This is a genomic window from Flavobacterium sp. Root186, from assembly GCF_001428525.1.
GTDB lineage: Bacteria > Bacteroidota > Bacteroidia > Flavobacteriales > Flavobacteriaceae > Flavobacterium.
Map to the genome: position 1 here is coordinate 310,334 of NZ_LMHW01000015.1, position 10,645 is coordinate 320,978.

Consider the following 10,645-nt stretch of genomic DNA (forward strand, 5'->3'; position numbering starts at 1 on the left):
TGGAATTTTTATATTGGGATTTTAGCCTCCTTGTGTGGCAGAAATAATCAAAATTTCGTCAGTTTCTTGTACGAGGAATTCGTTCCATTTGATTTTTGGAACAACGGTGTTGTTGATAGCAACGGCGATTCCGTTTTGTTTGTGCGGAATTTCGAGATCGAGCAATGATTGAACGCTTAGCGATTCAGCATTGAAATGTTTGGTTTGTTGATTGATTTTTAGTTCCATTCCTTCTTGAATTAGTATAGAGTTATACTTTAGGAATGGCTACAATTGCGCACATAAATGCGTTCAGAAGTCATCTTACTTTTCCCTACGCTAGTATGAACTAGATCAGGTTCAGAGGGTAAAATCTCAGCCTACAAGTTGTAGACACCCCTAAAGTGTGAAGCAAATGTAATAAAATTTTGTTTGGTTGTTTGAAAAAGTTTTAAGTTTCAGGTTTCAAGTCATCTTTGGAAACTGAAAACTGAGACTGCTTACCGGTTCCTTTTCCAGCAATCTTCAGCGTGATCATTGACCATTCCAGTGGCCTGCATGTGAGCATAAATAACAGTCGAACCAACAAATTTAAAACCTCTTTTTTTTAAATCTTTACTGATTTCGTCAGAAAGTGGAGTAGTGGCAGGGGCGTCTTTTGAAGTTTTGAGATTGTTTATAATTGGTTTTCCATTAGTGAATTTCCAAATATAATCAGAGAAACTGCCAAATTCTTCCTGTATTTTCATAAAAGCATGAGCGTTGGAAACAGCCGCTTTTATTTTCAGTTTATTGCGGATGATTCCTGAATTTTGCATTAATTCTTCGATTTTATCTTCTGAATAAACGGCTATTTTTTTATAATCAAAATGATCGAAAGCATTTCTAAAATTCTCTCTTTTGTTCAAAATAGTAATCCAGCTTAAGCCAGCCTGAAAAGTTTCTAAAATTAAAAATTCGAATAAAGTAGGGTCATCATAAACCGGAACGCCCCATTCTTCATCATGATATTTTTTATATAAATCGCTGGAAGTGCACCAGCCGCATCTTATTGGTTCCATTTTTTTATTTCAAAAGTATAAAAAAACCTCATTTCAGAATGAAATGAGGTTTTTAATTGTAAGAACTTTATTTTCTCGTGTATTCAGTTAAAGCATATATAGTATTGTCATTACCATTAGTAATCTTTAATCTTAATGTTGTTTCATCTAATCGTAAAATCTCATAAATAAATTCGTTGTTTAAGACGTCTTTGTTTTTTAAGATGTTATTTGATTTTGACCATGTTCCATCATTATTATATTCTTTACATTTTGAATTAACATACTCATATTGTATTTCTTTATAATTTCCATTTTCTAAAAAATCAATCTGATCATTGCTGCATCCGCCTTCCGGTGTGATTGGTAGTAGAAGTTCAGTACCATTTAAAATGTTTCCTCTTTTTGTAAGCTCCCATTTACCGATAATTGAAACATCTTGCTTACCACCCCCGTTATCATTGTCATTATTATCATTACTGCTGCATGATGATACAAAAAGTCCAATAGACATTAATAAAACTGCTAATTTTTTCATTGTTACTTAATTTAGTTTAAAATTTATTAAGCAACAAATATAAGTTATTTCTTTAAAAACAAGTTATAGTTTTATTATTTTTCTTACAAAAAATATGTTTTACGTGTTTGTTTCTTTATATGAAGGATCTTGGTCTAAATATTTTTTAATCAAATGATGCCCTAAATAAATGGCAGGCGTTAATAAAATAGCGATTGATAATTTAAATGTATAGCCAATGAGCCCAGACGAAATAAAGGTGTCAAAATCAATTTTTCCCGGAAGCCAGAAAGCAATTCCAAGTACAATAAAGGAATCAAATAACTGAGAAATTACGGTAGAACCGGTTGCTCTTAACCATATTTTCTTTTCTCCTGTTCTGTTTTTGAAAAACCAAAAAATCCATACATCAATTAATTGCGATACCATAAAAGCAATTATGCTTCCGAAAATAATCCACATACTCTGCCCAAAAACAGCTTCAAATTGTTGATCATTCACCGGGCTTATTCCTTTTGCTGCCGGGATTACAATGGCCATAAATAAAATCAAAAAAGCATATGCAATTAGACAAGCGGTTATAAAAGAGAGTTTTTTTACTCCTTTTTCTCCAAAGTATTCATTTATTAAATCGGTAGTTAAAAAAACAATCGGCCAGGGCAAAATTCCTATACTCATTACAAAAGGGCCAATCTGAATTAATTTTCCTCCAATAAGTTCAGCCACAACGGCATTCGTTATAAATATTCCTGCAAGAATTACAAAAACAATTTCTTTTCGGGTTTTAAACATGTTATTTTGGTTATGATGATTCAAATTTAAACTATTTCTTCAAATGTTTAAAATGGATTAATAAGTTCGTTTGAAGTTTGGTTCTGATTGGTTAATTTTGAGATTCTGCGATATTTTCTTTTGGAATAGTTTAGACAGAAAATTATTAATGCATTTTATTATGAAAACACAAATTGATTTAAATAATCCCTTGCTTCAGGAGTGGTCTGGTGCTTATGGCGGAGTTCCGGATTTTACAAAATATAAAATCTCAGATTTTAAACCTGCAATTGAGTTTGCTATTCAGGAAAAATTAGATGAAATTGAAGCAATTGCAAACAGCACTGAAGAACCTACTTTTGATAATACAATAGTTGCTTTAGAGCTTTCTGGCGAAAAACTAGATAGAATTCATGCCGTTTACGGAATTTACAGATCAAATTTAAGCAGTCCTGAATTTAACGTAGTTGATACAGAAATGTCTCCAAAACTGGCAGAAATTAGTGATAAACTGTATCAAAACGATAAATTGTTCCTGAGAATTGAAAAACTGTATAATGCTGCCGAAAGTAAAAAGTTAAATGATGAACAACAACGTTTGCTATGGCTTTATTATACTGATTTTGTACGAGAAGGAGCTGAATTAAATGAAGAAGATAAAAAGGAAGTAGCCAAAATTAATCAGGAACTTGCCGGACTTTTTACTCTTTTCAGTCAAAAACTATTGACAGAAGAAAACGATCAGTTTTTAGAATTAGAATCTGAAAATGATTTGCATGGTTTGCCTGAGGAGTTTAAAAACGCCGCAATTGCTGAAGCTAAAGAAAGAAATCTGAATATTTTGGCTAGTATTGGTAATACAAGATCTTCGATAGAACCATTTCTAACTTTCTCGAATCGAAGAGATTTAAGAGAAAAAGCATTTGATATTTTTGTTAAACGTGGTGATAACAGGAATCAAAATGATACCAATGAAACGTTAGTTTCAATTTTACAGCTACGTGCGAAGAAAGCCAAAATATTAGGCTTTAAGAATTTTGCAGAGTGGAGTTTGTCTAATAAAATGGCTAAAGATCCAAAGAAAACTTTGGATTTAATGGAATCTGTCTGGAAACCAGCTGTCGAAAAAGTAAAAAATGATGTAGTGGCAATGCAGGAAATGGTAAATAACGAAGGTGGGAATTTTAAAATCCAGCCTTGGGATTATCGTTATTATGCAGAAAAAGTCCGTAAAGAAAAATATGATTTAGACCAAAACGAGATAAAGCAATATCTTCAGTTAGAAAATTTGCGTGAAGCGATGTTTTGGGTTGCAGGCGAATTATTTAATTTAGGATTTAAACAATTATTTGATGTTCCGGTTTATCATCCTGATGTTCGAGTTTGGGAAGTGAATCATAGAAATACGGGTAAATTAATCGGATTGTGGTATTTTGATCCTTACGCACGTGTTGGCAAACGTTCTGGAGCGTGGATGAATTCCCATAGAGATCAACAAAAAATAAAACAAAACGTACTGCCTATAGTATCGAATAACTGCAATTTTATAAAAGGAAATAGTGATGATCCGGTATTGATTTCGTGGGATGATGCTACAACTTTATTTCATGAATTTGGACACGCTTTGCACGGATTATGTTCAAATGTTACTTATCCGAGTTTATCGGGAACTTCGGTTGCGAGAGATTATGTTGAATTTCCTTCGCAATTACTAGAGCATTGGCTGGCAACTCCGGAAGTGTTAAATAAGTTTGCCCTTCATTATAAAACAAATCTGCCATTGTCAGAATCTCTGGTAGAAAGAATAGAAAAAGCGGCGAATTTTAATGAAGGTTTTGCAACCGTAGAAACAATTTCGAGTTCTTTTGTGGATATGAAACTACACTTAACGACTGAAACGGTTGATCCGCATCAATTTGAAAAAGATGTTTTGGAGGAAATTAATATGCCGTCAGAGATTGTGATGCGCCATAGAATTCCGCAATTTGCTCATATCTTTTCAAGTGATGGCTACGCAGCCGGATATTACAGCTATTTGTGGGCAGATGTAATAAATGCAGACGCTTATGAAGCTTTTCTGGAAGGAGAGGGACCTTATGATAAAAAAGTGGCAGAACGTCTTTACGAGATTGTTTTAAGTGTTGGGAATAGTGTAGATAATGAAAATATGTATGAGAATTTTAGAGGCCATGCTCCAAAATCTGACGCTTTGATGCGTGCGAGAAATTTTCCAATTGAAAATTAAAAACTGAAAATAAAAAAAGCCCGAATAAATTAATATTCGGGCTTTTTATATTGAAATAATATATTAACCTAAAGTAACTCTTTTGAAACCTGTAATTTCAACGTTGTATCCTTTAACATAATCACCAACTTTTTTACTGTCATCTTTGATGAAGTTTTGATCTAATAGAGCTTTCTCTTGATCTAAAGTAGTGTTGTCAGAGATGAAACGCTGCACTTTTCCTGGGATAATTTTGTCCCAAATTTGCTCTGGTTTACCTTCAGCTTTTAATTCAGCTTTAGCATCTTCTTCAGCTTGTTTTAAAACTTCTTCAGTTAATTGAGAGAAAGAAATGTATTTAGGAACATTTTTTAAAGTTTTTCCTAAACGTTTTGCTTCTTCATTATCCTTTTCGATTACAGCAATACGAGCAGCAAGTTCAGATTCAACGAAAGCAGGATCAAAATCTTTGTAAGATAATGTATCAGCTCCCATAGAAGCAACTTGCATAGAAACATCTTTAGTTAAAACGTCAGCGTTAGGAATTGCAGCAGAAATTGCAGTTAATGCAGCAATTTTGTTAACGTGAACATAAGATCCAACGAAAGCACCTTCTAAAATTTCAAAACCACCGATTTCGATTTTTTCACCGATAACACCAGTTTGCTCGATTAATTTTTCAGCAACAGTAATTCCGTTGAAATCTGAAGCTAAGAATTCTTCTTTAGAAGAGAAGTTAATAGCTCTTTCTACTAATTCTTTAGCCAAAGTTACGAAAGCCTCATTTTTACCTACGAAATCTGTTTCGCAGTTTAAAGTGATGATAGCTCCTTTAGTTTTGTCAGCATTAACAAAAGAAACAGCAGCTCCTTCAGAAGACTCACGGTCAGAACGGTTAGCAGCAACTTTTTGTCCTTTTTCTCTAAGGTTTTGTATAGCTTTATCGAAATCTCCATCAGCTTCAACTAAAGCTTTTTTACAGTCCATCATACCGGCACCTGTAGTTTGTCTTAATTTATTTACGTCTGCAGCAGTAATTGTTGCCATAATATTTTGAATTTTAATGTTAAAAGTAAAAATTCCATCTTTTAAATCCCAAACTCCAATTTTAATAAATTATCAACATAACGTTTTTAATTTTTCTGTTTGGATTTTGGAATTTAAAATTTGGAATTTAAAAGTTTATTTATTCTTCAGTTGCAGGAGCAGCAGCTTCAACAGCTGGTGCAGCCTCTGCAGCAGGAGCAGCGTCAGCAGCTTCTTCTGTAAATACTTCAGTTTCTTTCTCAGAACCTCTGTCAGAAAGACCTTCGATTACAGCAGCAGTAACTAAAGATAAAATTTTGTCAATTGATTTAGAAGCATCATCATTTGCAGGAATAACGTAATCAACCTCTCTTGGGTCAGAATTCGTATCAACCATTGCGAAAACTGGAATGTTTAATTTTTGTGCTTCTTTTATTGCGATGTGTTCAGCTTTGATATCTACTACGAACAATGCTGCAGGTAGTCTAGACATATCAGCGATTGAACCTAAGTTTTTCTCTAATTTAGCACGTAGACGATCAACTTGCAAACGCTCTTTTTTAGATAACGTCATGAAAGTACCATCTTTCTTCATTTTATCAATAGAAGACATTTTTTTAACTGCCTTTCTGATAGTTACGAAGTTAGTTAGCATTCCACCTGGCCATCTTTCAGTGATATAAGGCATGTTTGCAGCCTTTGCTTTATCAGCAACGATGTCTTTTGCTTGTTTTTTGGTAGCTACGAATAAGATTTTTCTACCTGATGCAGCGATTTTTTTCAAAGCTTCGTTAGCTTCTTCAATTTTAGCTGCAGTTTTATATAGATTGATAATGTGAATACCATTACGCTCCATATAAATGTAAGGGGCCATGTTTGGATCCCATTTTCTAGTCATGTGTCCAAAGTGAACACCTGCTTCTAGTAAGTCTTTTACTTCTATTTTGTTTGCCATTTTTGTACTAGTTTACGTTCTGTTGATTAGCAATGTGTGAATGGCGGTTTCCCTGGCTTCATACATTTAGATGCTAAACTATGTCCTACCTCGATAGGAGAGCAACAATAACTGTGTTTTTTAATTTCAATAAATAATTGATAATGTCTTGTCCCATTTGAACAAGACAGGTAATATTAACGTTTAGAGAATTGGAATCTCTTACGAGCTTTCTTCTGACCGAATTTCTTACGTTCAACCATTCTAGGGTCTCTTGTTAATAAACCTTCTGGTTTTAAGATAGCTCTGTTTTCGATGTTCACTTCACACATTACACGTGCTAATGCCATTCTTACAGCTTCTGCCTGACCAGTTGAACCACCTCCGTAAACGTTTACTTTTACATCAAAGTTACTAGCATTTTCTGTCATAGATAATGGTTGTAAAACTTTGTATTGTAAAGTTGCAGTTGGAAAGTAAGTTGCGAATTCTTTTTTGTTTACAGTGATTTTTCCTGTTCCTTCAGAAACATATACACGTGCAACAGCGGTTTTTCTTCTACCGATTTTGTGAATAACTCCCATTACTTAAGATCGTTTAGGTTAACAGTTCTAGGTTTTTGAGCTCCGTGAGTATGCTCAGCACCTACAACAACATTTAGATTTCTAAAAAGTTCAGCACCTAATTTATTTTTAGGTAACATTCCTTTTACAGCTTTTTCTACTAATAATGCAGGGTTTTTAGATTGCAATACTTTAGCAGTTAAAGTTCTTTGTCCTCCTGGGTAACCTGTATGACGCATGTAAATTTTGTCATTCATTTTTGTACCTGTAAGGTTAATTTTTTCTGAGTTGATAACAATTACGTTATCTCCACAGTCAACGTGCGGTGTGTAACTTGGCTTGTACTTACCTCTTAAGATCATCGCAACCTTTGAAGCAAGACGACCTAAGTTGTGACCTTCTGCATCAACAACAATCCACTCTTTAGTTACAGTGGCTTTGCTAGCTGAAATTGTCTTGTAGCTTAATGCGTCCATAATATTATTTTAATTAAACATTCCATCCCCAATAAAGGGGATGCAAAAGTACAATTAATTATTTTAAAACCAAATACCTGAAAAGAATATTTTATATCCTGAAAATCAGGCTTTCAGTTTTTATTTTTAAAACCATAAAAAAACCGCCTTCACAATAACGCTAGGGCGGTTCAAAATTAAGTTTATTTTTAACTTAAACAATAAAGATATTGGCAATATCGACTACTTGTTGTGTTGTTAACGGTTCATCATAAGCTTCTGATCCTGCGGCGGCACCAAACGCTGTAGCTGTATTGAATCCTGCTTGCATCGTTACTCCTTCACCATCGTAAACGGCCTGTGTTGCTGTCGGCATTCCCGCACCTCTTTCAGCATTAGAGATCCAGCCTTTTAAACCTCGCAGTCTTCTAACTTCAGAAGCATGTCGAGCTTCAACGGAGTGAATTTGTAATGCTGCTGTCAGCAAATCTGGTGTAGATATTAAGTTAGCGGCCTGACCTTTATAAGCTCTAACGCCGGTATCTTCAAAAGCTTGTGCCAATGCCAGAAAGGTAGGATAGTCATTAAAAGGATCAAATGCTCCGCCTACGGTAAAGTCAAAAGTAGGCTTTGGAACAAAATTAGCACTCATTGTTCCGCCAAGTCCGGCAATTAAAAACGAAACGTGATCTGCTTCGTGTGCAGCTATTTGTTGAAAAACTTTTAAATCGCGTCCGCCATTTTCAGAAGCGGGAATAACTCCAGAATCTAATGCCATGGCATAAAATTCGTTTTCAAGATATTCTAAAGTCAATGCAAACTGTAAAGCTCCAATTGGTGTCGCCGGAGTTGCCGTTATGTCTTGTGCAAAAGCTTTATTTGTAAAAGCAGCTAATCCAAAAGGGATTGATGCCATTGCCAGGTTTTTTCCGATATTCCCAAACTGCGTAAAACTGTCTCTTCTTGAACCAGTGCTTTTCATTAAGCTGTCATCAGTAAAGGATTCTATAAATTTTAAAATATTCATAATTTCTAATTTTTAGCTAGTTAAGATTAAGGTAAATAATTGGCCGTGAATTTCGTTGTAATAAATCCTGCTGCAACTGGTAGGATTTTTGACGGATCTTTGGCGACATCTAATCCGGTAGAAGTGCTTATAATATCGTCTCCAGCAAAATCTTTTGAATTCGGGTTGATTAAACTTCTAATGGCAGAAGCGTGTCTGGCCTCTACAGAAACAATTTTTCCGGCTAATAATAAATAATCAGGGCTTTTAATAAGTCTGCCTGCTCCATTATAAGCAGCAACACCAGTATCTTCAAGTGCTTTTGCGGTAGCTAAAACTTCGGTACGACTATTAAAATTTAAAGAACCATAACTAAAGGCTAAAGAAGGAAGTAATTGTGAACCAGGATCTGGAAGCGCTCCGGTTAAAGCGGCTTTAAAAAAATCTCTGTGCACTACTTCGTGATGGTAAAGATCGGTTAGAACCTGACGCTCTGTATCATTAAATACAGTATTAAAGTTTGAGGCGTTTACCACTTTAGTGTAAAAATCGGCTTCTAACTGCTCTAAAGCGTAAGCATAAGTCAGAACGCCAAAGTCTCCTGAACCTAAGTCAAAAACACCATTTTTGACTCCGGGTAAGGAATTATCCTCCATATTGTCATCATTGTCATTATCGCTGCAGCCAGCTAAAACCAAACCTGCGGTAACTAATGTTAGTCCACTGAGCTTCAGAAAGCTCCTTCTGCTATCCAGGGAAGGGTTGACTTCCTGAATTTTAACTTCGTTTTTCATAATCTAGGCTTTTATTAAGTTAATAACATTGTATTAAGTTTATTAACGAAATTTTTAGACATGCGGTTTCAGAAAATTCCTCTTTTTTGATATTATTTCGAAAAGATCTTATAATTTCAAATAGTGGTAGGGGTTTTTTGTTTTATTTTCGGTAATTCTACTATATTTGTATTAATTACATAAACTTTTATTAGATGAAAGCTAAAGCAACTCTAAAACAAATTGCGAAGGAACTAGGTGTTTCTGTGTCAACAGTGTCTAAGGCATTAAATGACAGCCCGGAAATAAGTGAGCAGACGAAGGTGAAGATTAAAGAGTATGCCAAACTCAAAAATTATAAACCGAATGTTATTGGTCTGAACTTGAAGAATCGAAAAACCAAAACAATTGGTGTAATTATACCTAATATATTAAACTCCTTTTTTGCTAAGGTTTTTAGCGGAATCGAAAAGGTAGCCGATAAAAAAGGATATAATGTAATTACGTGTATTTCGAACGAATCTTTAGAGAAAGAAGTTCATACGCTTGAAATGCTGAGCAACGGAACTATCGATGGATTTATTCTTTCGGTTTCTGAAGAAGCACAAAAACTACAAGATTACAATCACTTTTCGGCTATTATTAACGATGGAACACCAATTGTAATGTTTGATAGAATTGCTGATGAAGTAGAATGCGACAAAGTTGTTGTGGATGATTTTGATTCTGCTTTAAACTCAACGCAGCATTTAATTAATTTGGGTTGTAAAAATATTGCCTTAATTTCTTCTGTAGATAATTTAAGTGTTGGAAAATTAAGAGCTGATGGATATTTAAAAGCTTTAAAAGACAATAATATTCCGGTAAACGAAAAAATTATTCTTCGTACTGATTCTGAGGATGATATGAAAGCTAAAATCGATTCGATTTTTGATCACAAAATTGATGCGATTTTTGCTTTAGATGAAAATGATTCGGTTGCAGCTTTAAGAGTAAGTTTGAAAAAAGGATATAAAGTTCCTGAAGATATTTCAATAATTGGTTTTGCCGATGGAATTTTGGCTTCAAGACGTTTATCTCCAAGTTTAACAACAGTAAGCCAGCACGGAATTGAAATTGGTGAAGTTGCTGCAAAAAAACTAATTGAAAGACTGGAAGAACCAGAAGGGGAAACTTCTGATTACGAAACGATCATCATCAAAACTAAGCTGAAAGAAAGAGAATCGACAAGAAAAGCTTAAATGAAAAATATAATCAATAAAAAAAGGGCTGTTCGAATGAACAGTCCTTTTTTTATACATAATTTAAGGTCATTGCGAGGAACGAAGCAACCTCACTACAATAAGACGCAAAACTT

Annotated in this window: 12 protein-coding genes and 1 riboswitch; of the genes, 2 read left to right on the forward strand and 10 right to left on the reverse strand. The window is 34.3% G+C overall.

Annotated elements, in window-relative coordinates; translation table 11 throughout:
- Nucleotides 1-21: 21 nt before the first annotated feature.
- The 4 genes from thiS to ASD98_RS20455 all read right to left on the reverse strand — a co-directional run bounded on the left by thiS (nt 22) and on the right by ASD98_RS20455 (nt 2,328).
- Nucleotides 22-228 (reverse strand): sulfur carrier protein ThiS, encoded by a 207-nt coding sequence (gene thiS / locus ASD98_RS20440; RefSeq protein ID WP_056208122.1) that lies wholly within the window; start codon nt 226-228, stop codon nt 22-24.
- A 65-nt stretch (nt 229-293) separates the two neighbouring features.
- Nucleotides 294-390, reverse strand: a riboswitch (TPP riboswitch).
- A gap of 89 nt (nt 391-479) precedes the next feature.
- Nucleotides 480-1,040, reverse strand: coding sequence for a DNA-3-methyladenine glycosylase I (locus ASD98_RS20445; protein ID WP_056208124.1), 561 nt, complete (start codon nt 1,038-1,040; stop codon nt 480-482).
- Between the two features lie 67 nt (nt 1,041-1,107).
- Nucleotides 1,108-1,557, reverse strand: a complete 450-nt coding sequence (locus tag ASD98_RS20450) for a lipocalin family protein (protein WP_056208127.1) — start codon at nt 1,555-1,557, stop codon at nt 1,108-1,110.
- Between the two features lie 99 nt (nt 1,558-1,656).
- Complete coding sequence (locus tag ASD98_RS20455) at nt 1,657-2,328, reverse strand: queuosine precursor transporter (RefSeq protein ID WP_056208130.1); 672 nt, start codon at nt 2,326-2,328, stop codon at nt 1,657-1,659.
- Between the two features lie 160 nt (nt 2,329-2,488).
- Between ASD98_RS20455 and ASD98_RS20460 the strand changes: the two genes are divergently transcribed.
- Nucleotides 2,489-4,552, forward strand: a complete 2,064-nt coding sequence (locus ASD98_RS20460) for a M3 family metallopeptidase (RefSeq protein WP_056208242.1) — start codon at nt 2,489-2,491, stop codon at nt 4,550-4,552.
- Nucleotides 4,553-4,615: 63 nt separating this feature from the next.
- Here the strand turns inward: ASD98_RS20460 and tsf are convergent, their stop codons facing one another.
- The 6 genes from tsf to ASD98_RS20490 form a co-directional block, all read right to left on the reverse strand.
- Nucleotides 4,616-5,578, reverse strand: a complete 963-nt coding sequence (tsf, locus tag ASD98_RS20465) for a translation elongation factor Ts (RefSeq protein WP_056208133.1) — start codon at nt 5,576-5,578, stop codon at nt 4,616-4,618.
- 139 nt (nt 5,579-5,717) lie between these two features.
- Nucleotides 5,718-6,512, reverse strand: a complete 795-nt coding sequence (gene rpsB, locus ASD98_RS20470) for a 30S ribosomal protein S2 (protein ID WP_056208136.1) — start codon at nt 6,510-6,512, stop codon at nt 5,718-5,720.
- A 176-nt stretch (nt 6,513-6,688) separates the two neighbouring features.
- The gene (gene rpsI / locus ASD98_RS20475) at nt 6,689-7,075 is read right to left on the reverse strand and encodes a 30S ribosomal protein S9 (RefSeq protein ID WP_017497947.1); all 387 of its coding nucleotides are present in this window, start codon (nt 7,073-7,075) and stop codon (nt 6,689-6,691) included.
- Entirely contained in the window at nt 7,075-7,530 is a 456-nt protein-coding gene (rplM, locus tag ASD98_RS20480; protein WP_026983738.1) for a 50S ribosomal protein L13, read from the reverse strand. Before rplM ends, rpsI begins: the two co-directional genes overlap by 1 nt.
- Before the next feature lie 193 nt (nt 7,531-7,723).
- Nucleotides 7,724-8,536 (reverse strand): ferritin-like domain-containing protein, encoded by an 813-nt coding sequence (locus tag ASD98_RS20485; protein WP_056208139.1) that lies wholly within the window; start codon nt 8,534-8,536, stop codon nt 7,724-7,726.
- 26 nt (nt 8,537-8,562) lie between these two features.
- A complete protein-coding gene (locus ASD98_RS20490; RefSeq protein ID WP_056208142.1) occupies nt 8,563-9,309 on the reverse strand; it encodes a ferritin-like domain-containing protein in 747 nt (248 codons plus the stop codon).
- A gap of 194 nt (nt 9,310-9,503) precedes the next feature.
- Here ASD98_RS20490 and ASD98_RS20495 point away from each other — a divergent pair, with 194 nt between their 5' ends.
- Nucleotides 9,504-10,529 (forward strand): LacI family DNA-binding transcriptional regulator, encoded by a 1,026-nt coding sequence (locus ASD98_RS20495; RefSeq protein WP_053472630.1) that lies wholly within the window; start codon nt 9,504-9,506, stop codon nt 10,527-10,529.
- Nucleotides 10,530-10,645: the final 116 nt, after the last annotated feature.

Bases quoted from the DNA above. Each gene is read 5' to 3' on its own strand.
- ASD98_RS20450 (WP_056208127.1), bottom strand. From the start codon at position 1,557: ATGAAAAAATTAGCAGTTTTATTAATGTCTATTGGACTTTTTGTATCA.
- ASD98_RS20490 (WP_056208142.1), bottom strand. From the start codon at position 9,309: ATGAAAAACGAAGTTAAAATTCAGGAAGTCAACCCTTCCCTGGATAGC.
- ASD98_RS20495 (WP_053472630.1), top strand. From the start codon at position 9,504: ATGAAAGCTAAAGCAACTCTAAAACAAATTGCGAAGGAACTAGGTGTT.
- ASD98_RS20455 (WP_056208130.1), bottom strand. From the start codon at position 2,328: ATGTTTAAAACCCGAAAAGAAATTGTTTTTGTAATTCTTGCAGGAATA.
- ASD98_RS20485 (WP_056208139.1), bottom strand. From the start codon at position 8,536: ATGAATATTTTAAAATTTATAGAATCCTTTACTGATGACAGCTTAATG.
- tsf (WP_056208133.1), bottom strand. From the start codon at position 5,578: ATGGCAACAATTACTGCTGCAGACGTAAATAAATTAAGACAAACTACA.
- ASD98_RS20460 (WP_056208242.1), top strand. From the start codon at position 2,489: ATGAAAACACAAATTGATTTAAATAATCCCTTGCTTCAGGAGTGGTCT.
- rpsB (WP_056208136.1), bottom strand. From the start codon at position 6,512: ATGGCAAACAAAATAGAAGTAAAAGACTTACTAGAAGCAGGTGTTCAC.
- rpsI (WP_017497947.1), bottom strand. From the start codon at position 7,075: ATGGGAGTTATTCACAAAATCGGTAGAAGAAAAACCGCTGTTGCACGT.
- rplM (WP_026983738.1), bottom strand. From the start codon at position 7,530: ATGGACGCATTAAGCTACAAGACAATTTCAGCTAGCAAAGCCACTGTA.
- thiS (WP_056208122.1), bottom strand. From the start codon at position 228: ATGGAACTAAAAATCAATCAACAAACCAAACATTTCAATGCTGAATCG.
- ASD98_RS20445 (WP_056208124.1), bottom strand. From the start codon at position 1,040: ATGGAACCAATAAGATGCGGCTGGTGCACTTCCAGCGATTTATATAAA.